Here is a 23,608-nt window from a genome sequence, read left to right on the forward strand (position 1 = left end):
ACCACTACGGCTTACGCCGGAACAACTGATGGTGCCCAGGAGAGGACTCGAACCTCCACAGTGTTGCCACCGCTAGGACCTGAACCTAGTGCGTCTACCAATTTCGCCACCTGGGCAGGTGATGAACAGCAAAGACCGCAATTATAGCGACAGATTCCGACCTGTCAAGCGATTTGCCGAACGCGATTCAACCTCGCGGCGAGCCCGGCGCACTATGCGTCCCAACCACCGCCGCAGGCCCGCGTGGCGCCCGACACGGGTGTTAGAATGCCTCGCAGTAGTTCGTTGGCACGATGCACATCCGGCGTCCCGACGCGAGTGTCACTTGCGATCAGGCAGACGCGCGTCGGCTGGCGTCGAACGAGCCGGACCCAGGCAGTTTCCGGTGCAAATCGCAGTGGGAGCAGAAGAGCAGAAAGCAGCAGGTGCAATGACCGAGCCAGCGCAGCCGCCGTGCAGATGCAGCCGAGCGCGACTGCGCGCATTACGCAAACGCCTTCCAGGCCGGATCACATCGCCGACCGACGTCCATGCAACGAGAAAAAATCATCGACAAGCCCTTGAGCAAATTTCCGTATCCGATTCCAAGCCGCGAAGAAATCCTCGGCGTGCTGCGCACGAGTGAAATGCCGCTTGCCGCGAACGACATCGCCGAAGCCCTGTCGATCAAGCGCCAGGAGCGCGAAGGATTTTTCAAGCGTCTCGGCGCAATGGAGCGCGACGGCCAGATCCGGCTCGATCAGCGCAATCTCTATCAACTGACCCATCCGTCGAACTTCGTCGCGGGCCGCGTCCAGGGCCATCGCGACGGCTACGGTTTCCTGATTCGCGACGACGGCCAGGACGACCTGTTCCTGCCCAACGGCGAGATGCAGAAGGTCATGCACAACGACCGCGTGCTCGCGCGCATCGTCGGCTATGACCGGCGTGGGCGGCCCGAAGGGCACATCGTCGAGGTCACCGACCGCGCGAACAAGCGCGTGATCGGCCGTCTGCTCAACGAGAACGGCGCGCTGATCGTCGCGCCCGAAGACAAGCGCATCGGCCACGACATTCTGATCACGCAGAACACCCGCAAGGCGAAAGTTGGCCAGGTCGTGGTGGTCGAGCTGACCGATTTTCCGAGCCGTCATTCGCAGCCGCTCGGCCGTGTGGTCGAAGTGCTGGGCGATATCGACGACCCCGGCATGGAAATCGAAATCGCGGTGCGCAAGTACGGCGTGCCGCACGAGTTCGGCGAGGCCGCGCTGGCCGAAGCGGCGAAGCTGCCCGACGAAGTGCGCCCGGCCGACATTCGCCATCGCGTCGACCTGCGCGACGTGCCGCTCGTCACGATCGACGGCGAGGACGCGCGCGACTTCGACGACGCCGTCTATTGCGAGCCGGTGCAGGTGGGCCGCGGCGACGGCTTCCGCCTGATCGTCGCGATCGCGGACGTGTCGCATTACGTGCTTGCGCAAAGCGGGCTCGATACCGACGCGATCGAGCGCAGCACGTCGGTGTATTTTCCGCGCCGCGTGATCCCGATGCTGCCGGAGAAGCTGTCGAACGGACTGTGCTCGCTGAATCCGCAAGTCGACCGCTGCGTGCTCGTGTGCGACATGATCGTCACCGCGCGTGGCGACGTGAAGGCGTATCAGTTCTATCCGGGCGTCATGCATTCGGCCGCGCGGCTCACCTACACCGAAGTCGCCGCGGTGCTGAAAAACACCAAAGGCCCGGAAGCGACCCGCCGCGCCGCGTTGCTGCCGCAACTGCAGAATCTGTATGGCGTCTACAAGGCGCTGTTCGCGGCGCGTCAGAAGCGCGGCGCGATCGACTTCGATACGACGGAGACGTACATCGTCTGCAACGCGCAGGGCAAGATCGAGCAGATCGTGCCGCGCACGCGCAACGATGCGCACAAGCTGATCGAGGAATGCATGCTGGCCGCGAACGTGTGCGCGGCGGACTTCCTCAAGCGCAACAAGCATCCGGGCCTGTTCCGCGTGCATGCGGGCCCGAGCGCGGAAAAGCTCGAGAACCTGCGTACCTTCCTGCGCGGCATGGGCCTGACGCTCGGCGGCGGCGACACGCCGCACGCGAGCGACTACGCCGCACTGATGGCGCAAATCCGCGACCGGCCCGACGCCTCGATGCTGCAAACGATGCTGCTGCGCTCGATGCAGCAGGCGGTCTACAGCCCCGACAACATCGGCCACTTTGGCCTCGCCTACGAGGCCTACGCGCACTTCACGAGCCCGATCCGCCGTTACCCCGACCTGCTCACGCATCGCGCGATCTACGCGATCCTGCAGGGCCGTAAGTATCAGCCGCAGCCGCCGCACGGCGTCGAGCTCAATACCGCACTGTCGCCGCGCGCCCGCGCGATGCAACAGGCCGACGAGGAAAAGCGGGGCGCCCGCGGGCGCGCGAACAATGTGGCGATCTGGGAAGAACTTGGGCTGCACTGCTCGGCGAACGAGCGCCGCGCGGACGAAGCATCGCGCGATGTCGAAGCGTGGCTCAAGTGCTATTTCATGCGCGACAAGCTCGGCGAAGAGTATGGCGGCATGGTCAACGGCGTCACGTCGTTTGGTATTTTCGTGCAGCTCGATTCGCTGTTCATCGAAGGCCTCGTGCATGTGACCGAACTCGGCTCCGACTACTTCCAGTACGACGAGATCAAGAACGAGCTGCGCGGCGAGCGAACCGGCATTCGCTACCGGCTGTCGGATCGCGTGCGCGTGCAGGTGAGCCGCGTCGATCTCGACGCGCGCAAGATCGACTTCCGCCTTGTGCGCGATACGCCGATCAAGCCGCCTTTGGCACGCGGTATCGCGGCGGACAAGGCAGAAGGCGCTGGCCCGCGCGTGCGCGTGATGCCGCCGGTGGAAAGTGGCGCGTCGGTGCCGGGTCCGCGGCGCAAGAAGGCGCGCGCCCGCGCAGAGCGCGGCGGTCAAGGAAGCGCGCGTGGCGAGGAAGCACGGTGTCGCGACCAAGGCGGCGTCGAAGCAGGCACGCAAGAAGCGCTGAGGCTTTCACAGCGCCGGGACCGCGCGCAGCGGGCACGTGAGCACGTGCCGGTTGCGCGCGGTCTGCCTTTTGGTTTCATATTCATCACAGTGGCGCGCGTTGAATGCGCGCCCCATCAAAGGTTGTTCAGTCATGGCACGTCATAAGGTCTTATACGGTTTCCACGCAGTGACCGCGCGTATCCGGCACGATGCGTCGACGGTCGAGGATGTCTATTACGACGCGACGCGCAAGGACCGTCGTATGACCGAATTCCTGCACGCCGCGAAAGACGCGGGCGTGCGTCTGATCGCCGCCGACGAAACGCGTCTGTGGGGCCTCGCGCGCACGGAACGTCATCAGGGCGTGGTCGCGCGCGCGGGCGATCTGCCGCTTGCGCAGAATCTCGCCGAACTGCTCGACGGCATCAGCGGTTCGCCGCTGATCCTCGTGCTCGACGGCGTGACCGATCCGCACAATCTCGGCGCCTGCCTGCGCGTCGCCGACGCGGCCGGCGCCCACGCGGTGATCGCGCCGCGCGATCGCGCGGTGGGACTGAACGCGACCGCCGCGAAAGTCGCGAGCGGCGCGGCCGACACGGTCCCGTACATCACGGTCACGAATCTGGCGCGCGCGCTGCGCGAACTGAAGGACGCGGGTGTCTGGGTGGTCGGCACGGCCGACGACGCGCAGAAGAGCGTTTACGAAACGGAACTCGACGGGCCGGTGGCGCTCGTGATGGGAGCCGAAGGCGAGGGCATGCGACGCCTGACGCGTGAAACCTGCGATGTCGTCATGAACATTCCGATGGCGGGAACGGTGGAGAGTTTGAATGTATCCGTGGCTAGCGGAGTGTGTCTGTTCGAGGCTGTGCGGCAGCGGGCGGTGAAGAAGTAGTTTTTCTGTCGTCGTTCTTGTTGTTGGCCGATTGTGGGCGCCCGGAACGCGGTGGTGGTTCCGGGCGTTTTGCTTTGAGTGCGGAAAATACAGCTATTTGCGCAGGAGGCGCTTTGGTGTAGCCCCACATTTGGCGCAAAAGCCAGTGTCGTATTCCCTTTCGAAAGCGGGATCAAGGTCCATCGGGTGCGCATTCATGAATAGATCAATTTCGCCGATCAATTCGTGATGGCGATGGATGATTCCTGTGTCTCAATGTGTCCAATCGTGTCCGGCAAACAAGCGTGGTCCGCGGCACAAAGCCACCCAAACCCGGCCTTCTCCGCGCCACTCCGGTAAACTACGGGTTTCTCACGCTTTTCCCGCCTCTCCCATGACTCAAGACGAACTCAAGCAACTGGTCGGCCAGGCCGCCGCCGATTACGTGAATGCCAACGTGCCGCAAGGCTCGGTGATCGGCGTCGGCACGGGCTCCACCGCGAACTGCTTCATCGACGCGCTGGCCGCCACCAAATCCCGCTATCGCGGCGCGGTGTCGAGTTCGCTCGCCACCACCGCGCGTCTGCAATTGCACGGCTTCAAGGTGCTCGACCTGAATGAGATCGACTCGCTGCCGGTGTACGTCGACGGCGCCGACGAAATCGATCACAGCGGCGCGATGATCAAGGGCGGCGGCGGCGCGCTCACGCGCGAGAAGATCGTCGCGTCGGTGTCGGAAGTATTCGTCTGCATCGCGGATGCGAGCAAGGTCGTCGAGACGCTGGGCCATTTCCCGCTGCCGATCGAAGTCGTGCCGATGGCGCGCACCGCGATCGGCCGGCGCGTGACGGCGCTCGGCGGCGTGCCCGTCGTGCGTGTGACGAAAGAGGGTGTGCCGTTCATCACTGACAACGGCAACGAGATCATCGACGTGAAGGGCTTGAGGATCAGCGACCCGCGCACGCTCGAGGCGCATATCAACGCATGGCCCGGCGTCGTCACGGTCGGCCTGTTCGCGGGCCGCGGCGCGAACCTGTGCCTGCTCGGCACGGACACCGGCGTGCAAACGATCACGTACGGCCAGAATTAAGCGAAGCGTTTCTGTTCGCTCTGACGCGTGTGAGCCGCTCCAACGGTTCACACGCGTTTTTTGTTGCGGTCGTGCCGCACGATCCCGCTTATACCGCCCGCCGCGGCGGCAATCGCGCGCACCTGGCGGAAAATGTCTGGCACCGTGCGCAGACAATTAGCCGCCGATGCCCGCCGCGCGATGCCCGACACGCGCGCGTCGCCGATCATCCGCGCGCCAGGCGCTTCGAAGCGCACGCGCAATGGACCGTCCGACAGCAGCACCACTGCGTCGCGCGCCGTGCAGCGCACGGCGAATTCCCCCAGGGCCGAACCCGGCCCTCCCAACTGACTGCTCCGATCGCCAAACGGCACGCGAGGCACGCGAGGCACTGCGGCCGTCGAGGTCGCTAGCCCGTCGTTCGCGCAGCGCTCCGATCGTAAAGGTGTGGGCAGGACTGGCGAGCAGGCGTGAGGCGATACGTCAGGCGTAGTGCACATACGAAAGCGCCGGAATGAAGCCGTGTTTTTGCAGACGCGAACGGAGTCTGCGAATTACTCGCTTACTGTCGCACGTCGAATGTGGGCACGCGCACGCACAGTCAGGAACGTGGCACATACACTCTTCTCTGAGGCCAGGTGGCGATTCGTGACAGATAGGACGGGATATGAAAGTAGCGATCGTGCACGATTGGCTGGTCGCTCCCGGCGGCGCCGAGAAAGTGCTCGGGCAGATCATCGAGTGCTTTCCCGACGCCGACGTTTTCAGCGTCGTCGATTTTCTCGAAGATCGCACGCCGCTTGCCGGTAAGCCGGTCACCACGTCGTTCATTCAAGGCCTGCCGTTTGCGCGCAGCCGTTATCGCGCCTATTTGCCCTTGATGCCGCTCGCCGTCGAACGGTTCGATCTGTCGAGCTATGACCTGATCATCACCAGTTCTTGCGCAGTCGCGAAGGGCGTATTGGTCGGCCCTCATCAGACGCACATCAGTTACGTGCACTCGCTGATGCGATATGCGTGGGATCTGCAGTATCAGTATCTGCGCGAAGCGAATCTGCTGCGCGGGCCGAAGTCGTGGGCCGCGCGGGTATTGCTGCATTACCTGCGCGGCTGGGACGCGCAGTCGACGAATGGTGTCGATCGTCTGATCGCGAATTCGCAATCGGTCGCGCGGCGCATGATGAAAACCTATCGGCGCGATGCCGCGGTGATTCCGCCGCCCGTCGACGTGAACGAATTCGAACTGCGCACCGAAAAAGACGATTTCTATCTGACCGTGTCGCGGATGGTGCCGCACCAACGCATCGATCTGATCGTCGAGACGTTCAACGCCACGCCGCAGCGCAAGCTGATCGCGATCGGCGACGGGCCGCAAATGGCGTCGATCCGCGCGAAGGCAGGACCGAACGTGACGGTCCTCGGCTATCAGCCATTCGGCGTACTGAAGGAGTATCTGGCGTGTGCGCGAGCCTTCGTGTGCGCCGCCGAGGAAGATTTCGGCATCGTGCCGCTCGAAGCGCAGGCCTGCGGCACGCCGGTCATTGCGTTCGCCCGGGGCGGGGCGCTCGAAACGGTAGTGCCGGTCGGCGACCCGCACCCGACCGGCGTTTTCTTCGCGCGTCAGACGGCGGTGTCAATGCTCGACGCGATCGACCGCTTCGAGCGGCTGAGCGCGTACATCACGCCGGCGGCCTGTCGCGCGAATGCCGAGCGGTTTTCGCCTCAGGTGTTCCGGCGGGCGTTCATGGCCGAGGTCACGCGCACGATTGCGGCGGTCGCTCAGGGTCTGCCGGCGATGGAGCTGGGGGAGCCGGTGAGGTGGGCGCAGCCCGATCTCGCGACCCGGGAACTCGGCATCGCCAGCGACACGGCGCCGAAAAGCAGGTGGAGGCAATGAGGTGAGGATCTTTCGCTGTTCTCGCCTCGTGGAGTTTTCGATAGGAGAGAAAGAGGTTTTCGTCGTCATGCAGTGATTTCGCAACGGGCAGTAACGAGCCGTTCTGACCAACGCGTCCGGGCGGCTCTTGGTGTGGGCGCGTCCGCTTCGCGCTTTGTGTCGGCAGCGCGTATCGCGTATCGCGCGATAGGCGCCGCGGGTGCAAGGCCAGCCGCGGCGGGTCATTGTCAAGCAAGCAGTATTGGACTTCAAAAAACCACATCGGGGTGCGCGCCACGCGCTATGGGCGAGATATTCGCTGGCGCGGCATGCCTCGCGTGGCCATAACGACCTGAAGCAGACGTTCGCTATCGTGATCGCTGAATTTCCTCACTGCGAAGTTCGCCGTGCCGGCAATTCGGCGTGTCACGGCGATTCACTACAACAGGCAGTCGTCATTCGCGCGTCACCGATTAACGCGCCGACGGCTTTTGGACGAGGACGAATTAAAACTCATGAATGCCGATCGCCTTCCGGGACCCTTTCCCGACATCTCCGCAACGTGGGCTGCGCTGAAGAGCCAGTTGCCGATCACGCCGATTCGCACCGAAGAGGATTATCACCAGATGGTGCGAGTCGCCAATTCGCTGTCCGATCATCTAAGCGGCAACGACAACGATCCGCTCGCCGATCTGCACGCGATCGTGACGGAACTGGTCGGTCATTGGCAAGCGCGCAACCTGACGATTCCAAAAGCGGAGCCGCGCGAGGTCCTGCGCCATCTGCTGATCACGCATGGTCTCAAGCAGAAGGATCTGGCCGGCATCGCGTCGCCGACCGTGGTCAGCGATATTCTCGCGGGGCGCCGCGCGATCAGCAAGAAAGTCGCCAAGGCGCTCGCGGTACGGTTTCAGACCGATGTCAGCGCGTTCCTGTAGAGGCGGTGTCGCGCGGCGGACCCGTCCATGACGTGGTCCGTCGCGGCTGCTCATCTTGCGTCAACCACGGCGGCTGTCGATCGGGCCGCCGGCGTTGGCGCTTCTATTCGCAGCGGCGTGTACGCGTTGTTGCTCGGTTGGGTGTTTTTCTCGAATGGAACGCAGGCGCATTCCGGCGATCCTTCAGCGCACCGCCTTCAGTACCCGCACTTCGCATGCGCCGCAGTGCCGGCACGATGACCGACACTCCCGGATGCGATTCCCTCGATGGCATGGTCAGAACGCGTTGCGGCCGACAAAGCCCTTGAAAATCGTGATGAAGACGATCTTCATGTCGAACCAGAACGACCAGTTCTGGATATAGAAGAGATCGAACTTCACGCGCGCTTCCATCTTCTCGACCTTGGTGGTCGCGCCGCGATAGCCGTTGACCTGGGCCCAGCCGGTGATGCCGGGCTTGATGCGGTAACGGTGCATGTAGCCGTATACCTGGTCCTTGTACAGATCATCGTGTTCGACCGCATGCGGACGCGGACCCACCACCGACATCTGACCGAGCAGCACGTTCAGAAACTGCGGCAGCTCGTCGAGACTCGTGCGGCGCATGAAGCTGCCGAGCTTCGTCACGCGCGAGTCGTTGCGGGTCGCCTGCGTGATCTGGCCGTGCTCTTCCTGGTGCACGGTCATCGAGCGGAACTTGTAGATGCCGAACGGCTGGCCGTCGACGCCCTTGCGGATCTGCCGGAAAAACACCGGCCCCGGCGACGTGAGCTTGATGCCGATCGCGAGCACGGCGAACACCGGCGCGAGCACGATGAGCGCGAGCACGGCGAACAGGCGGTCGAACATCAGCTTGGGCCACATCTGCGGCGACGAGAATGGCGTCGCGCTCAGATTCAGCGTCGGCAAACCGACGACATCGACGATCGCTTGATTGAACAGCGACAGACTGCGCACGTCGGGAATGAAGCGCAGATTGACGAAGTCGTGTCTGAAGGTGCGCGTGAAGCGGTAGATCGTGTGTTCCTCGGAAAGCGGCAACGCGAGCCACACTTCGTTCACGCGGTCATTGCGTACCTTCGTCGCGAACGCTTCCAGATCCGTCAGCACGGGTAGGCGGGTCAGACGCGCGCCATACGCGTCGTGGCCTTGCACGCTGGTGTCGAACACGCACACCGGTTTGAAGCCCGCTTGCGGCGCATGCTCGAGATGCGCGAGCAGCGTGCGCGCAAACCCCGGTGCGCCGACGATCGCGACGGTGCGCGCGTTCATGCCGCGGCGACGTACGAAGCGCAGCACCACGTGCATGATGCAGCGTGTCGCGATGATCAACGCGCCGGAGATCAGCGTCGAGTAGCCGAGCCACAGGCGCGATACCGCATCCGTCCGATGCAGCGTGAACGCGAGCAGGAGCGCGGTCGCGACCACCGTGAGCCACGCGGCGGCGATTCGCGCGAGCACCGGCGCGAGCGCCTTGCCGCGCCACGTCTCATAGACCCCGAAGCCCGGAAACAGCAACAGAACCAGCACACACTTGAACGCGATCAGAAGACGCTCGGTATCGGCGAACGCGATCGGCGCGGAAAAGCGCATCCAGTGGGCGAGCAGACCGCCTGCAATCACGAACAGTGCGTCGAGACATCGAGCAGTAATCCTGAACATAGGCAAATCGACCCCGGTCATCGAGCCGCGTGCCGCTTATTCGACGGTCTCGGCCTGGCGCAGTCGCGGCAGCAGACGATCGAATTCGCGTTTCACGAGGCCGTAGCATTCGCACGCGCGGGCTTCGAGGCCCTTGCGGTCGAGCACCTTGATATGACCGCGGCTATGATGAATCAGGCCTTCGTCGTGCAGCTTGCCGGCCGCTTCGGTGATGCCTTCGCGGCGCACGCCGAGCATGTCGGCAATCAGCTGCTGCGTGACGATCAGATCGTTCGACGCCACGCGGTCCACCTCGATCAGCAGCCAGCGGCACAGTTGCTTGTTGAGCGAGTGATGGCGGTTGCACGCGGCGGTCTGCGCGACCTGGGTCAGAAGAGCGTGCATATACAGCAGCATCAGGCGGCGCAGAAAGTCGGACCGCGCGAACTGCTGCTTGAGCGCCTGTGCGCTCATCCGGTAGGCGAAGCCCGCGCATTGCACCTGTACGCGGTTGGGCATGGTTTCGCCGCCCGTGAGGACCGGCACGCCGGTCATGCCTTCGCGGCCGACCGCGGCGATCTCGACGGAGCTGCCGTCTTCCATCGTCGAGAGCATCGAGATGATCGCGGTGGTGGGGAAGTACACATGATGGATCCGTTGACCCGAGTCGCATAGCAGTTGCTCGGTGCGCAAATGAACCAGTTCGAGGTGGGGAGCTAGTGCCTGCCATTCGTGCGACGGCATTGCGCCCAGCAGATGGTTACCGTGCAAATCGGATTGAAGTGTCAACATGATCGGTCCTCGCATGAAAGTCGCGCCTCGCGCGACTCTCTCCGTTTATTTGATCCGATGCCCGCATCCTCGGGAGTGGGCTGCCCGGCGAGCAGCCTGGATGAACACATCGGCCCCGTTTTAGGCCTGTCTGCCACCGCCTCTGTTGTTGCGCTCGTGTGCGGTGACACTCTGTTGCGTGGAGGTAGTAGCGAGGACCGTGCCAACGTTAGGGAAAACGCCTGCTGATGCGGCGCAGCGAAGAAACCCGGAGCGCGTCGGGAGAGTAAAAGCGGCTTTTTGTTTCAGTTCTGCACACCCCTGCCGGATGGGGAATGCATCGTATGAAAGCTTCGGGTTTGGGCGAATCCCTTGATATCAAAGGCTTCACGGCCAAAAACTGGGTGCTGTCGAAGCTGTCTCAGATTTGAACCTGGCGCCGCATGCACGTTTTGAAGCGCTCCTCGTGAAGTGCCGGAAATGATTCAGAAGTGTTAAATGGAGTGCGTGCGCTGTCGCACGTAAGGCCTCTCAAAGCAGGCAACAGTCGCGTTCGAGCCAACAGTGAGCGAGCCGGGCAGACAGTTCGAGACCTGCGAAGCGAGCTTTGGGGCGCTTCGCGTACGTGCGACTAGTTCGGAATGACCACTAGCCGTAGAAGATGGCGGATAGCGCATTGATCGCGCGGACTTCCCCCTGGGGTGCCCCGCATGTTTCATCCACTTTAAAGGCCGCGTTTGATGCAGGAGCAACGAGTTCTTGCGGCGACGCCGCGAAGGCGGTCGGCAGCAGCGGTTCGAGCGCATGCAGCGGCACGATACAGCGCCGGTTCGGCGCGAGATGGAACCAGTCGCGCACCGCGCGATAACGAGGGTCAATGATATGAACGAAGCGCGCAAAGCGCTTCGTTTCGATCGCAAGCTGCCAGCCGCTGCCGTCGTCACGACGTTCGACCTCGACGGTCATACCGAGGTCATCACGCGCGTGCACGCTACGCTCGGGCAGATGAAACGCTTCGGACACGATCTCGCCACTCGCGGCATCGTAGAGCGTTGCAATCGTGACATCGTGCGCGCGTGGGCCGAAGCGGTACGCATGCGTGAAATCGAAGAACTGGCCCAGATGCGCGGCCGCACTGATGCGTTGCAGGCTGCGCGGGGCAAGCGTCAGCGCGCGTCGCGCGGAAGTGACCTTCACGCTGCCGTCGCGCAGACAGACCAGTTCGAGTTCGCCGCAAAACGTTTGTGCGCGCTCGTTGATCAGATGAATATCGAGGCCGTTCAGGCCTTCGTCGGTGAGCGTGATCTGCAACGGCTGCAGTGTCTGCGCGAAGCCGTGCAGCGCGCTTTTCGGCCGTCCCGTCGCGTCGATCACGCCCCAGCCCGCGCCCGCGCGCAGATCCTGCAACTGCCACACGAGGCCGCCGCCGCACGAGGAGCCCGCGCGCCGCCACTCGGCGAACACGTCGCCGATCAGCTCGGCAACCACCGCGCGCGACAGATCCAGATAACGCGCCGCATCTTCATAGCGCAAGCGCGCCGGCTCGACGCCGTAAAGCGCCTGCAAATAATGATCGCGCACGTCGTCGAAATCCCAGCCTGCGCCAGGATCGCGCGGCACGGCGGCTTTCCAGCGCGGATCGTGCGTGTGGATCGTGCCGAGCGCGTCGTGCAGCGTCGCCTCGTCGGGGACGTTGGCGAATGCCAGGCATTCGGCCGCGAAGCGCACCTGCGCGCGGCGCACGTCGGCGAGCGGGCGCTGATACGCGCCGACGCCGTAGTAGTGCGTGACGCCCTCGTTGGTCGAGAACGGCCACGCGCCGCCCGATGGCGAATTGCTGACATAGGGCACGTCCTCACGTTCGCGCGCGACGAGCGCGGGCAGCAGCTCGGTAAACAACGCTTGCGCGCGCTGCGCCGCGGGCAGTCCGAACATCGCCGCCTGCTGGTCGACCTCGCTGCCGCCGCACAGCACCGCGAGCGAGGCAAAGCGACGCGTGCGGCTCAGGAACTGGCTCGCTTCGCGCTCGATCAATGCGCTGAACGCGGCATCGTTCGGGTAGTCGAAATTCGCCAGCGCGAAGTCCTGCCAGATCAACAGGCCGTACTCGTCGGCGAGCGCATAAAACAGATCGGACTCATAGAGCATCGTGCCGCCGACGCGCAGCATGTTCATGCCAGCGGCGCGCGCGAGCTCGAACGTATGGCGCAATTGCGTTTCGGTGCCTGCTAGCGTGACGAGATCGGCGCTGGTCCAGCATGCGCCGCGACAGAATACGGGCACTTCATTCACGCGCAAGGCGAAACCCGCAGCATCGGCGCCGCGGTCCACTTCGATACGACGAAAGCCGATCGAGCCCAGAGACTGAGAGGTCACGTTGCCGTCGACGAACTGCAACGTCAGAGGATATAAAGTGGGCTCTCCATGCGTATGCGGCCACCAGCGTTTCGCGTGGGGCACGCGCACGTCGCCGGTGAGTGTATATGCATCGTGCCATTGCAAAGACGAAACATGGTCGCCGCAAGAAAGTGTCGCGCGGCAGGCCGCGATGTCGTGGGGGCGTACGAAACGTAAAGTCAACGAAACAACCCCATCCTCTTGCTCGAGCCGGCTGGTCAGATCAATCGTGTCGAATGCGTGCGGCGCGTCGCCGAGCATTTCGATCGGACGCCACGGGCCGACCGTCTGAATCGACGGACACCAGCCGGGCATATGGCCGAGCAGCGTGGTGCGCACATTGCGAAGCGTCGGCGGCGACACGAGCCGCGGCCGCCAGCGCGCACGCGAGCGTTTGGCCGCCAACGCTGGCGTCAGTGAGCGAAAGCACAGCACGAGCGTCGCGCGGCCATCCAGTTCGATATCCAGATCATGGGCGATGAACATCGATGCGGACTCGAGCCGCTTCACATCGTCGAGCCACACTTGCGCGAGCGTCGCGAGTCCATGAAAACGCAAGCGGCGCCGCCCCGTACCGATCAGCGTGACGCGATACCAGTGATCGTCGAATGCGAGCGGTGGCGGGTGATCGACATCGAGCAGACCGGCGGCGAGCCGCGCGCTCGCGACGGTGCCGGGCACCTGCGCGGCGAGCCAGCCTTGCGCGGGCAGATCGGCCGGCGACTCATAGGCGTGCGGCGCGGTGCTCAGACAGGCCCAGCCGGTGTCGAGCCGTTGCGGCCATAGCGAGGGCGCGGCGCGGGCAGTGCCTGCATCATGCGCTTGCGCGATCGCGCCGGTCGCGCGCGCACGGCCAGCATCGCCCTCGTCAGCGGGCGGATCGAGTGTCGATACATCCACGGTCAATTCCCGGAAAAACCGCGCGGCACGAAGTGCGCGCAACCACGCATCACCGTATTAGCGCACCAGAGCGGCCAGCGGCGGCAGCGTTTTTTCATAAGCGCTTTCAAGCACGTCGAAGCAGTCTTCGCAGGTATCGAGACGGCCGCGCGCGATCGCGCGAATGAGCCGGAACTGCATCACCATCGACTCCGACGCGATGCTTTGCGCGGCGGCCGGTATCGTCGGCGGGATCTCGAAGCCTTGCGCGAACAGCCACTGCAGATACTTCGACAGGAACTCGAAGTTCGCGCCGAGCTGCCGCATCAGATTGAACGAGTACAGATGGAAGTACGCCTCGTCGCGCTCGAACAGCGTATCGAGATGCGCGGGAAACGCGGCACGCCATTGCGAAATCGGATTGGTCAACGGACGCCGTTCCAGATGCGCGCACAGCAGTTCCGCCGACGCCTCCGCGAGCGCGGTGCCTTCGAGCGCGGGCCGCGCCTGCTTGGCGAACTCGACGTAGGGAAACAGCAGATCGGGCTGCGCGGCGAAATGCGGCAGCTTGCGAAACACGCCGTCGTAGTCGTCGCCCTCGAGCCGGTGGTAGCCGGTGTTGTGGAAATAGCCGAGGCGGCGCGCGGCGGTGTCGACGAAGTCGATGCCGATCGTGGTCTTCGGATGCTCGCGGCGATACGAGGTCGCGCGCGTATCGGGGAGGTAGTAGCCGTCGACCTCGACGAGCACGGTGTGGCCGCGCAGCGTCTGCGCGAGCACGCGTTCTTCGAGCGAGTCGTAGATCGCGAGCTCCTGCACCTGGGTGCCATACAGACGTTCGAGATCATCGAGCGGAAACTTGAAGAACGTGAACTGATCGCCTTCGAAATCCTGCGTGACCGTGAACGCGAGCGCCGCGCGCGGATCGAGCCCGAAGCCGTGCAGCAGCTCGATCCACAGATCGACATAGCAGTTGGTCTCCTGCCACACGCGTTCGCCCTGATGCAGCGCGTGCGCTACGTGCTCGCGCAACTGCGTGCCGGCACCGGGCAACGCGTGGGTCTGCTGATGCGTCGGCGGATCGCCTGCGCGTCGCGGCAGCGACGAGTTGGCGAGCGCGCCGGCAAGCGCCGAAGTCGGCGATGGATTCATGCGCGCTCCCCGGCGACGGTCGCGGTTTGCGTAGATTGCGCCGCCTGCAGCGCATCCGCGACGCGGGTCTCGGTATCGCCCCACAGCAGCGCGCGCACCTCGTCGGGCCACGCGTCGACGTCGAGCCCATGATGACGGAACAGCGCGAGCGTGATGCGTTCCATGCCGAAGCCGACACAGCCCGTATGCGCGGTCGCGCCGTCTTCGCAGGCGATCTTCCAGATCGCGCCGAAGTGGTCCATGTGATAGTTGAACGACAGGCAGGCCGTCTTGCCGCGCGGATCGGCGACCGCGATCAGCAACTCGAACTTGAGCGCCTGCGCGCGCTGACTATCGGCGACGATCTTGCCGCCGCGGCCGAAGAACGGATCGTTCGCGAGATCGACTTCGACCGGCAAGCCTAGCAGCTTCACAAGCAGCGAGCCGCGCTCGATCCACATCTGCCGGAACGCCATCACCTGCTCGGGGCTGCCGAGACGCACGTATTCCCGTTGACGGAACATCTGCATGCGGCCCGGATCGAGCGACGGCTCATGACGGAAGCAGTACGACAGCACGTCGACGGTGCGGCCGTCGGCGGGCAGCGCGCCGCGCCGCGCCATCACCGGATAGATCGGATAGCAGGCGGCCGGCGTCAGCACGACGCGCGTCGGTTTCTGTTGCGCGAGCCACGCGTCGCCGCGGTCGTCGTCGCTATCGGCCATTGCATCGTCGAGCGCGCGCAGCAGACGGTGGTGGCCCATGTCGTCGCCGCGAAACGAATGGATGGTGCCCGCGAGATTCGGAAAGCTTTTCAGGTATTCACTATCCTCGAAGTCGGTGCGGCGCATCGCGGGCGGAAAACGCAATACTTCGGCTTGCTGATCTTTACCCAGCTGCGTAATCGCGAGGTTCAGCCGGTCGATCACGTCCTCGAAAACCTGGCTGCGGCCATACAGTCCGTTTTCACCGGTATCGATCAGCAGGCCGGCGGCCAGCATCTCGTCGCGCAGCGTGAGCGAAGGCCCCACGTCCGTGGCGGCGGCGGCCGCGGCGATAGCGGCGGTATCGGTCATCAGCTTCATTCAGGGTCTCCCCGGCGCGGCAGGACGTTGCGCGAGCAGCAGACTCGCGGTGTTCTGCGCGATACGGTCGTTATTGATCATCAAGGGCGCCGAGTGCAGGTCGCGCAGATGGCGGCCGACGCTATAGGGCGTGCCGTTCTTGTAGCCCGCCATGCCGCAGATCATCAGCACTTCCTGTACGACCTGCAGTGCGGTGGTCGAAATGCTGGTCTTCAGCGTGTTCATGTCCGACGCGAAACCGAGCATCGCCGCGAGCGGGGCGTCCGCCTGGGTCGCGCCCTCGCGTGCCTGATGCGCGGCGCGGGCGGCCTCCAGCGCCACCGATAGACGCGCCTGCATCATCTGCAGCAGCCCGACCGCTTCGGCGAGCCGCAGGCCCGCCGGCGGCATCGTGCCGGGCTTCGCGCGCGCCTGCGCGCGGAAGAACGCTTTCGCGCGATTGACCGCGTCGACGGCGATGCCGGTCCATACCGACGCCCACAGCGTGTGCGACACGGGCAGCATGGTCTGATCGGCGATGTCGGCGAACGGCGTCGCGAGGATCTGTTCGGCCAGTCCCGTCGCGACCAGCCGGAAGCCCTCGCTGCAGGTGCCGCGCATGCCCATCGCGTCCCAGCCGCCACGCCGCTCGAGCTGCGTATCGGCGCGCAGCGCGACGATCAGCACCTGGTCGGACGCGGCCGCGTCGGCGGTGCGCCGCGCGGTCACGAGGATGCCGTCGGCGTGCGCGCCGTACGAGATCGTCGGTGCGAGCTTTTCGATCCGAAAACGCGCGCCATCGAGCTCCACCGAGCACGCGCTCGTGCGCATGTTGCCGCCGATCGTCTCTTCCGACGTCGCCGACGCGAGCAGCCATTGCTGCTCGGCCAGTTGTGCAAGCAGGCTCGCTTGCCAGGCGCAGGCGCCGCGATGAGAGTCGATGCACGCGACCTGGATCTGATGCATCGCATAGATCATCGCGGTCGATGCGCAGCCCTGCGCCAGCGTTTCGCAGATCGCACCGATATCGGCAAGCGACAGGCCCGCGCCGCCGAAAGCGGTCGGCACCATCGCCGACAGCAAACGCTCGGCCTTGAGCGCGTCGAACGCCTCGACCGGAAAGCGCGCCTCGCGGTCCACGGCGTCCGCGTACTGCGCGGCGATCGCCGCGCAACGATGCGCTGCAGCACGCCATTCGGGACCGGTATCGAGCGCGCTCAGCGTCCCGGTGGCAGCGCCCCGGCCGTCGCCGGTCCGGGCGTCAGTAGTCGAGTTCGAGGCCGCCCCGCAGGCCGCTGCGGCGGCCTGATCCAGCAGCGGCGCACTCATGCTGCCGCCTTGGCCTGCTGCAACTCCGTCATCGCGGCGGCCATCGAGTCGAGGCTCGAGAACAGGCGGCGCGTCAGCATACGGTCAGGAATTTCGACGTTGAATTCGTCTTCCATCGCAAGCATCAGATGCACGGTCGCGAGCGATGAGAGTCCGGCAGCATAGAGGTCGGCGTCGTCGGCGAGGCTTTCCAGCGGGACATCCAGGCGTGCGGATTCGGAAAGGATGCGTCTCAATGCAGTTTTCATGCAGTGCTCCCTTATGGTCAAAGGTCTGCCGATGGGTACCGAGGTCGAATGACGTCGGCACCTGATTTTCGTGTGTAGTTTCGTGCGGTGCGAAGACCGCGGCGTGCGTTCGCGATGGTGCAGTGCAGTGTTGCAGGCGGGCCTGCGTGAAGCCATCTGCGATACCGGGCGAACGTGGCAAGGCTGCGCTTCGTTGGCTCGTATTTAAGGATCGTCAACCCCGAGCGTCAGTGCGATGGCGCACGGAAGCACATCTTTAGCGCACGTTACCGTGTAGTCGATGATGAGGGACCGTCATGGATCGGCCTGCCGTCGCGCACGGCAGGCATCGCCGGACCCGCCGAAAATTTTGACAGCCGGGGGCGTGATGAACTGGAAAACGCTGGAGTTCGATCAGCTATCTGCACGTGAGTTGTATGTCGTACTGCGTGCGCGCAGTGCGGTATTCGTCGTCGAGCAGTCGCATGTGTGCCTCGACGCGGACGGTCGCGACGAACAGGCCTTGCATGTGTTCGCGGTCGAAGACATGGCGCGGCCGATGCCGGTGCTCGCCTATGCGCGGGTGCAGCCCGGCGATTCCGAAGATCCGGAAGTGACGATCGACAAGGTGCTGACGAGTCCGCTGCGGCGCGGCGACGGCACCGCCGAGATGCTGATCGAGCGTGTGCTCGAAGCGGTCGCCCAACGCTGGCCGGGCCGCGCCACGCGCGTGAGCGCACCGCTTGGTTTGCGCGGGTTCTACGAGCAGTTCGGCTTTCGCAAGACGGAGGGACCGTACCTCGAACACGGCATGCCGTTCATCGGTCTCACGCGTCAGGTGCGCGGCGCTCAGGCGCGCTTCGGTCTGAGGCGCCGCGAGCGCGACGGCGCATCGTTCGTCAATACGTTCGAACTGTTGTGATGCCGCGTCGGCTGGGTACGTGTTTTCAGCCTTGGCATCCAGGTCCACCGACCGTGAACGAGCGGTGGACCGGCGTCATTGATTGCGCGCGCCGGGACTCAGCCTCGTGCCCGTCCCGACGACGGCGCGCAACGCAGCCAGAGCCTGTAAAGCGCGTCGCGCAACTCGCTCGACCCGCGCAGCGACATGCCGAAGTTCGCCGCGCTCAACGCGAGCGCGACGACGATCGCCAGCAGCAACGCGCTGATTGAATCCGCAAGCGCGAGCGCGACGAGCAGAAACGCGAGATGCGCGAGCATGTTGCGCACGATCGTCCATGCATGCAGCCGTGAGAACGCGAGCAACACCGAGTAATCGAGCAGCACCTTCAGCACGACGACGACCGCCGCGCCCATGATGCCGAACCAGTGGATGCCGCACCATAACGCGCCGGTAAAGAACGGCAACTGAAGCCAGCTGACGCTCGCCACTGCCACGGGATGGGTCTGCGCCTGCAACAGGCTGCCGAGGATGCTCGACTGGCCGCTCAGCCACACGCCGAGGATCAGCACGCTCGCGACCGGCGCCGCGGCGGCGAGCTGCGGTCCGAGCCACAGCAGCAAAAACGGCTTCAGGGCGAACAGCGCGATGATCACGCATGGCGTAAATGCTCCATTGAGAAACGCGAGCGCGTTGTGCGCGAGCGCATCCGCATCCTCGCGCGACGCCGCCGACAGTCGCGGAAACAGGGTGCGCACCATCGCGAGCGGCAGCAGGTTCAATCGATTGATCAGGTTTTGCGGCGTCGCGTAGTAAGTGACGAAGCGCGCGCCGAGCAGTCCGCCGATGAACACGCGGTCGAGCGTCGACGCGATCATGTTGGCGCCGGAAAACATCAGCAGCCAGCGGCCGTTGCGGAACAGCCCGATCATCAAGCGCCATTGCGGCATCCGCATACGGCGAATGCCGAGCGCGCGAATGGCGGCCACGCCCAGCATCAGGCCGCCGACGAAACGCGCGATCACGGCGGCTGGAATCGCGATCGCCAGTGACGGCGAAAAGCAGAGGACCGCCGCGATCGGCAGCAACTGGAACAGCGCGGTGCCGAGCGTCTGGTTGATGTTGTAGCTCGTGAAGCACTCGACGCCGGTAATCGCGCCCGCGAACACCCAGGTCACGTTCGCGATCGGCACAGAGACCGCGATCCACGGCAGGCTCGCCATCACTTCATGCTGGAACGTCGGCTCGATTTTCACGCCGTAGGTGATGTAGACGATGGCTCCGGCATAAATCAGCGCGCCGCCGATGATGCCGGTACCGAGATTCATGAACCACGCACTCCAGAAAATCGGTTCGATCGAATCGTCGCTGGCCGCGCGAGCCTTGGCGATCTGGTTTTCGGTCGCCAGACTGGTGCCCAGATCGAGGACGCTGAAGTAGCCGATCAGCGCCCACACCAGATTGATCACCCCGTAACGCTCGGCGCCCAGCAGATGAATGTAGGTGGGCACGGTCACGAGGGAAACGAAGGTCGGCGCGACGGCGCCGGCAAGGTTGATGAAGATGTTCCTGACGATGCTTCGTTCCATGTTCCATTGCCGGGCCGGTGAGAAGGGCCGCGCGGACATACGCGGCGGCATCAACGCGTCGCAGGTCTTGCATCTTGCCCCCGGGCGCCGCGTGACTGTGTGGGTGGCCGTACAGATAGCCGCGATCGGGAGGGGGTTAAATGGCAAAGCTCATAGGGTGGGTAGCGCAGTGGTTAGCCACGAGCCGGCCGCGCGCACCGCATTGCGGAGCATTCCTAAGCGCGCCCGCGCCGTCTCCATCACGTAATGCTCGCGGCACGCTGCACGCAGCCGCCGGCATCGACCACAGCGCATGACCGACGCGATCCGCCGCGCGTCGGTCCACGCGCGGGGCATGCTGCACTGCACAGCACGCTCATCGACACACGCCAGCGCAGCGCGATTCGGAACCCAAACTAATGTGGCGCGACGCACATATGCGCGAGAGCACCTTTGTTGTAATCATTTGAAAAGGAAGAGTAAGGAGCGGACCGTGAGACCCATCGTCTTCGACGGCAAATTCGGCTGGTTGCATCCAGCCAACGGCCCGGATGGCGTTGTGATGTGTTCCCCGTTTGGCTACGACACGCTGTGCACGTATCGCGGCATGCGCCGGCTCGCCGAGCGCCTCGCCGCGCGCGGCATGCCGGTGCTGCGCTTCGACTACCCGGCGACCGGCGATTCAGCCGGCGACCCGACCGACGCCGGCCTGTGGCGCGCATGGATCGACAGCGTCAAGCAGGCGGTCGCGCAGCTGCGCGAGGCGACCGGCGTCGAGCGTGTCAGCGTGTGCGGTCTGCGTCTCGGCGGCATGCTGGCCGCGCTTGCCGCGCAGGAACTTGGGGATGTGCACGGTCTCGTGCTGATGTCGCCGGTGCTGTCGGGCAAGACTTACCAGCGTGAATTGCGCGCGCATTACCGGCAGTGGTTGAACGATCCGGCCGCGATGGATTGCGTGGTCGAGCCCGATACCGACGAGTTCGTCGAAGCGTATGGCTTTCGCATGTATCGCGACACGCTGCAAAGCCTGCACGCGGCGGATCTGTATCGCGCGACGAGCCGGCCGGCTGCGCGCGTGCTGCTGCTCGATTCACTGAACCCGGCTCGCGCCGGTGCGCTCGCCGCGCATTACAGCGAACATGGCGTCGAGCTCGAGCGTCACCCGTTCGACGAATACAGCCGCTTCATGATGGAACCGCTCGAAAGCGAAATACCGCACGCCGCGTTCGAGACCATCGAGAACTGGCTGCTGGCGGGGAGCGCGCAAACGGCCCAAACGGCCCAAACGGTGGCGCGCGTGCCCGAGCGAGGGGAAGAGCCGGCGGGCGGCCACTATGTCGCGCCGAGGCTGCACGAGACGCCGGTGTGGCTGAACGAGGGCAAGGTGTTCGGCATCTACTGCCGGCCCGACGGCGCCGCGGCGGCGCGCGCCCCGGCGGTGCTGCTGCTCAATACCGGCGCGGTGTCGCGGATCGGCAATGGGCGTTTCGGCGTACATTTCGCGCGGCGTCTCGCACGCCAGGGGATCGCGTCGCTGCGCATCGACGTCCGTGGTGTCGGCGACAGCATGCCGTCGTGCGACACGTTGAGCCTCGACGCGCTGTACTCTCAGTCGAGTGTCGGCGACGCCGCGTACGCGTCGCGCTGGCTTGCCGCGCGCGGTCATGCGGGCGCGCTGCTGCTCGGCATCTGCTCGGGCGCCTACACCGGCCTGCATGCGGCGATGCGCGAAGCGGCGGTGGTGGGCGCGGTGATCGTCAACGTGCAGAAGTTCAGATGGCGTAACGTCTGCGACGAACACGGCAAGCCGATGATCCCGGTGTCCGCGTTCGGCTCGACGCGCAACTACATGCGCTCGATGAAGCAGCCGGGCAAATGGCTGCGCGTGCTCAAGGGCGAGACGGGCGGCTGGGGCCTCGTGCGCGAGCTGGTGGTACGCCAGCTCGCGCGGACCGGCGAAACGCTGGCCGACCGGATCGAGCAACTGTGTGGCCTCGAATTCGGCGCGCGTGACGAGCGGCATCTGTTCGCGAACCTCGAAGCACGGGGCGTCGACACGCACCTGGTGTTCGGTGTGCTGGACGAAGGCGTCGAGGAGCTCGAGCGCTACTTCGGCGTGCGCGGCACGCGGCTCGCGCGCTTCACGCGCATTCACGTGGCCTTCTGCAAGCACACCGATCACGCGATCCTGTCGTCGGTGGCGCAGGAAAACATCATGTCCTACGTCGAGAACGTCTATCGCGGCGGCTTCACGAAGCTGCGTCAGCCCGACAGCGCGGCGCTCGACGGCGAGCTGCACAGGCACGATGAACATCGCGCCGCGGGGGCGTTGCGTCCGTTCGGAGAAGCATAGGGAGCACGCGGACAGACAGGGGCGCCCAGGCCGCAGTGTGTGTCGCGCGCATACGACTGAACACGCTTGCGACCACGAGGCACTTGCTGGCGTCATGCCGGCCCGTGAACAGGATCTGGATTCGACAGGATCGCAAATGAATCGAATGGTAGAACCAGGTAATTCGCCCGCGCCGCAGGCTGGGACCGCCGCCGCGCTGCGCGAACTGACCGTGCAACCGGTGATTCTCGCGAGCGGCTCCGGCGCGAGGCTGTGGCCGCTGTCGCGCGAACGCAATCCGAAGCAGCGGATCGGGCTGATGGGCGACCAGTCGCTGCTCGAAGCGACGCTGCGCCGGCTCGACGATGCGTTCGACCCGGCCGCGCCCGACGCGGCCCGCACCACGCCGCCCGCCGCGCCGCTGGTGGTCTGCTGCGAGGAACTGCGGCTGCCGACGCTCGAGCGCCTCGAGCAGTACCGCAAGCCGGTGCGCATACTGCTCGAACCGATGGCGCGCAACACCGCTCCGGCGCTGACTGTCGCGGCGCTCGCCGCGCGCGCGTCGGCCGCGGCCGGCGACGATCCGATGCTGGTCGCGCTGCCCGCCGATCATCCGATCGTCGATCAAGCGGCGTTCGGCGCGGCGCTCAACGAAGCGCTCGCGCATGCTTCGCGGGGCGCGATCGTCACGCTCGGCGTGCCGCCGCAGCGCGCGGCGACCGGCTACAGCTATATCCGCACCGCCGCGGCCTTGGGAAACCGGGGCGCGCGGACGATCGAGCGTTTCGTCGAGAAGCCCGATGCCGAGCTGGCCGAGCGCTACTTCGCGTCGGGCGAGTACTGGTGGAACAGCGGCATGTTCGTGGTGCGCGCGTCGGTGTGGCTCGACGCGATCGGCCTGTGCCGTCCGCTGATCGCGGCGGCCTGCGAGGACGCATTCGCAGGCGCGAGCATCGACGAGGCCGGCGCGCTGCATCTCGCGCGCGACGCGTTCGCCGCGTGTCCGTCCGACTCAGTCGACTATGCGGTGATGGAGCGCATCGGCACCGACGCGCGTCTCGTCGGCGTGACGGTGCCGCTCGACGCGGGCTGGTCGGACACCGGCGCCTGGGACTCGGTGTGGGACGCGTCGAGCAAGGACGGCGACGAGCGCTTCCTGCTGTCGGAGAATCAGTCGACGTTGATTCCGCTGGGCGTCAGGCATCGGCTCGAAAATGCTGGCAAGACGCCGCTGGAAATCATCGAGGTGCAGTCGGGCGGCGCTCCCGGCGAAGACGACATCGTGCGCTTGCACGGCTGATGGACGCCGAGCTGTTCGGCGTCAGCGTGCTGTCGGAGGCGCAGGAGCCGATCTTTGTTCGCCGGAACACGCAGGCGTCCGACCACGTCCGTGCAAATCAGACAATTTCATCACGCCAACGTGCGAATGCGCACAATTCAAACCCCACAACGCAGGCACGCTTTGACGAGCGAGCTTTGTGCCTGGCGAAACAGATGGCGTTACACGAACGAAACAAATCTTCAGAGGGATAACCCTGTCAGGAAGTGTCCCACTGGCGCATCCGTTTCGAAGCTTGCAACGTATCGAAAAACGATTCTATTGGCATAACAGATA

At 64.8% G+C, this 23,608-nt stretch carries 17 protein-coding genes, 1 tRNA gene and 1 pseudogene; 9 read left to right on the forward strand and 10 right to left on the reverse strand.

Translation table 11 applies throughout. The features are described from left to right. Window positions 1–29: 29 nt before the first annotated feature. Window positions 30–116 (reverse strand) — tRNA-Leu (locus tag OKW40_RS05085). 414 nt (window positions 117–530) lie between these two features. Here OKW40_RS05085 and rnr point away from each other — a divergent pair. The 3 genes and pseudogenes from rnr (at window position 531) to rpiA (ending at window position 4,960) form a co-directional block, all read left to right on the forward strand. Next, a pseudogene (gene rnr, locus OKW40_RS05090) lies at window positions 531–3,015 on the forward strand (ribonuclease R). A gap of 132 nt (window positions 3,016–3,147) precedes the next feature. Further along, entirely contained in the window at window positions 3,148–3,891 is a 744-nt protein-coding gene (gene rlmB, locus OKW40_RS05095) for a 23S rRNA (guanosine(2251)-2'-O)-methyltransferase RlmB (protein ID WP_184029367.1), read from the forward strand. 373 nt (window positions 3,892–4,264) lie between these two features. After that, window positions 4,265–4,960 carry a ribose-5-phosphate isomerase RpiA gene (rpiA, locus tag OKW40_RS05100; RefSeq protein WP_429488567.1) on the forward strand — a complete coding sequence of 232 codons (696 nt, stop codon included), beginning with the start codon at window positions 4,265–4,267 and terminating at the stop codon, window positions 4,958–4,960. A 47-nt stretch (window positions 4,961–5,007) separates the two neighbouring features. On the opposite strand, the gene OKW40_RS05105 is transcribed toward rpiA, so the two are convergent. Continuing rightward, a complete protein-coding gene (locus OKW40_RS05105) occupies window positions 5,008–5,250 on the reverse strand; it encodes a hypothetical protein (protein WP_429406261.1) in 243 nt (80 codons plus the stop codon). Window positions 5,251–5,606: 356 nt separating this feature from the next. On the opposite strand from OKW40_RS05105, the gene OKW40_RS05110 reads away from it, so the two are divergent. After that, the gene (locus tag OKW40_RS05110; RefSeq protein ID WP_429488569.1) at window positions 5,607–6,836 is read left to right on the forward strand and encodes a glycosyltransferase family 4 protein; all 1,230 of its coding nucleotides are present in this window, start codon (window positions 5,607–5,609) and stop codon (window positions 6,834–6,836) included. A 494-nt stretch (window positions 6,837–7,330) separates the two neighbouring features. After that, window positions 7,331–7,753 (forward strand): helix-turn-helix domain-containing protein, encoded by a 423-nt coding sequence (locus OKW40_RS05115; protein ID WP_026225425.1) that lies wholly within the window; start codon window positions 7,331–7,333, stop codon window positions 7,751–7,753. Between the two features lie 276 nt (window positions 7,754–8,029). Here the strand turns inward: OKW40_RS05115 and OKW40_RS05120 are convergent, their stop codons facing one another. From OKW40_RS05120 to OKW40_RS05150, 7 genes are all read right to left on the reverse strand, one after another. Further along, complete coding sequence (locus OKW40_RS05120) at window positions 8,030–9,415, reverse strand: undecaprenyl-phosphate glucose phosphotransferase (RefSeq protein WP_429488571.1); 1,386 nt, start codon at window positions 9,413–9,415, stop codon at window positions 8,030–8,032. A 36-nt stretch (window positions 9,416–9,451) separates the two neighbouring features. After that, a complete protein-coding gene (locus OKW40_RS05125) occupies window positions 9,452–10,186 on the reverse strand; it encodes a Crp/Fnr family transcriptional regulator (RefSeq protein ID WP_184068676.1) in 735 nt (244 codons plus the stop codon). A gap of 627 nt (window positions 10,187–10,813) precedes the next feature. Continuing rightward, window positions 10,814–13,504 (reverse strand): glycosyl hydrolase 2 galactose-binding domain-containing protein, encoded by a 2,691-nt coding sequence (locus OKW40_RS05130; protein WP_429488573.1) that lies wholly within the window; start codon window positions 13,502–13,504, stop codon window positions 10,814–10,816. A gap of 15 nt (window positions 13,505–13,519) precedes the next feature. Further along, window positions 13,520–14,593 carry a DUF1839 family protein gene (locus tag OKW40_RS05135; RefSeq protein WP_429488575.1) on the reverse strand — a complete coding sequence of 358 codons (1,074 nt, stop codon included), beginning with the start codon at window positions 14,591–14,593 and terminating at the stop codon, window positions 13,520–13,522. Further along, entirely contained in the window at window positions 14,590–15,657 is a 1,068-nt protein-coding gene (locus tag OKW40_RS05140) for an amino acid--[acyl-carrier-protein] ligase (protein ID WP_429488577.1), read from the reverse strand. Before OKW40_RS05140 ends, OKW40_RS05135 begins: the two co-directional genes overlap by 4 nt. Beyond that, window positions 15,658–16,965 carry an acyl-CoA dehydrogenase family protein gene (locus OKW40_RS05145; RefSeq protein WP_429488579.1) on the reverse strand — a complete coding sequence of 436 codons (1,308 nt, stop codon included), beginning with the start codon at window positions 16,963–16,965 and terminating at the stop codon, window positions 15,658–15,660. Continuing rightward, the gene (locus OKW40_RS05150) at window positions 16,962–17,213 is read right to left on the reverse strand and encodes an acyl carrier protein (protein WP_429355424.1); all 252 of its coding nucleotides are present in this window, start codon (window positions 17,211–17,213) and stop codon (window positions 16,962–16,964) included. The genes OKW40_RS05145 and OKW40_RS05150 overlap by 4 nt, the downstream gene beginning before the upstream one ends. A gap of 367 nt (window positions 17,214–17,580) precedes the next feature. On the opposite strand from OKW40_RS05150, the gene OKW40_RS05155 reads away from it, so the two are divergent. Then, window positions 17,581–18,114, forward strand: coding sequence for a GNAT family N-acetyltransferase (locus OKW40_RS05155; protein WP_184029325.1), 534 nt, complete (start codon window positions 17,581–17,583; stop codon window positions 18,112–18,114). A 98-nt stretch (window positions 18,115–18,212) separates the two neighbouring features. Here the strand turns inward: OKW40_RS05155 and OKW40_RS05160 are convergent, their stop codons facing one another. Then, window positions 18,213–19,682 (reverse strand): oligosaccharide flippase family protein, encoded by a 1,470-nt coding sequence (locus OKW40_RS05160; protein WP_429488581.1) that lies wholly within the window; start codon window positions 19,680–19,682, stop codon window positions 18,213–18,215. Window positions 19,683–20,154: 472 nt separating this feature from the next. Between OKW40_RS05160 and OKW40_RS05165 the strand changes: the two genes are divergently transcribed. The 3 genes from OKW40_RS05165 to OKW40_RS05175 all read left to right on the forward strand — a co-directional run bounded on the left by OKW40_RS05165 (window position 20,155) and on the right by OKW40_RS05175 (window position 23,526). Beyond that, on the forward strand, window positions 20,155–22,014 hold the full coding sequence (locus OKW40_RS05165) for an alpha/beta fold hydrolase (RefSeq protein WP_184068654.1): 1,860 nt from the start codon (window positions 20,155–20,157) through the stop codon (window positions 22,012–22,014). Window positions 22,015–22,150: 136 nt separating this feature from the next. Next, entirely contained in the window at window positions 22,151–23,293 is a 1,143-nt protein-coding gene (locus OKW40_RS05170) for a mannose-1-phosphate guanylyltransferase (RefSeq protein WP_429488582.1), read from the forward strand. Continuing rightward, on the forward strand, window positions 23,293–23,526 hold the full coding sequence (locus tag OKW40_RS05175) for a hypothetical protein (protein ID WP_090804338.1): 234 nt from the start codon (window positions 23,293–23,295) through the stop codon (window positions 23,524–23,526). Before OKW40_RS05170 ends, OKW40_RS05175 begins: the two co-directional genes overlap by 1 nt. Window positions 23,527–23,608: the final 82 nt, after the last annotated feature.

Source organism: Paraburkholderia sp. RAU6.4a (genome assembly GCF_050435625.1).
In the GTDB taxonomy this organism is placed as follows: domain Bacteria; phylum Pseudomonadota; class Gammaproteobacteria; order Burkholderiales; family Burkholderiaceae; genus Paraburkholderia; species Paraburkholderia tuberum.

Bases quoted from the DNA above. Each gene is read 5' to 3' on its own strand.
- OKW40_RS05110 (WP_429488569.1), top strand. From the start codon at position 5,607: ATGAAAGTAGCGATCGTGCACGATTGGCTGGTCGCTCCCGGCGGCGCC.
- OKW40_RS05175 (WP_090804338.1), top strand. From the start codon at position 23,293: ATGGACGCCGAGCTGTTCGGCGTCAGCGTGCTGTCGGAGGCGCAGGAG.
- OKW40_RS05170 (WP_429488582.1), top strand. From the start codon at position 22,151: ATGAATCGAATGGTAGAACCAGGTAATTCGCCCGCGCCGCAGGCTGGG.
- OKW40_RS05145 (WP_429488579.1), bottom strand. From the start codon at position 16,965: ATGAGTGCGCCGCTGCTGGATCAGGCCGCCGCAGCGGCCTGCGGGGCG.
- OKW40_RS05115 (WP_026225425.1), top strand. From the start codon at position 7,331: ATGAATGCCGATCGCCTTCCGGGACCCTTTCCCGACATCTCCGCAACG.
- rlmB (WP_184029367.1), top strand. From the start codon at position 3,148: ATGGCACGTCATAAGGTCTTATACGGTTTCCACGCAGTGACCGCGCGT.
- OKW40_RS05160 (WP_429488581.1), bottom strand. From the start codon at position 19,682: ATGGAACGAAGCATCGTCAGGAACATCTTCATCAACCTTGCCGGCGCC.
- OKW40_RS05140 (WP_429488577.1), bottom strand. From the start codon at position 15,657: ATGAAGCTGATGACCGATACCGCCGCTATCGCCGCGGCCGCCGCCGCC.
- OKW40_RS05155 (WP_184029325.1), top strand. From the start codon at position 17,581: ATGAACTGGAAAACGCTGGAGTTCGATCAGCTATCTGCACGTGAGTTG.
- OKW40_RS05135 (WP_429488575.1), bottom strand. From the start codon at position 14,593: ATGAATCCATCGCCGACTTCGGCGCTTGCCGGCGCGCTCGCCAACTCG.
- OKW40_RS05150 (WP_429355424.1), bottom strand. From the start codon at position 17,213: ATGAAAACTGCATTGAGACGCATCCTTTCCGAATCCGCACGCCTGGAT.
- OKW40_RS05120 (WP_429488571.1), bottom strand. From the start codon at position 9,415: ATGTTCAGGATTACTGCTCGATGTCTCGACGCACTGTTCGTGATTGCA.
- rpiA (WP_429488567.1), top strand. From the start codon at position 4,265: ATGACTCAAGACGAACTCAAGCAACTGGTCGGCCAGGCCGCCGCCGAT.
- OKW40_RS05125 (WP_184068676.1), bottom strand. From the start codon at position 10,186: ATGTTGACACTTCAATCCGATTTGCACGGTAACCATCTGCTGGGCGCA.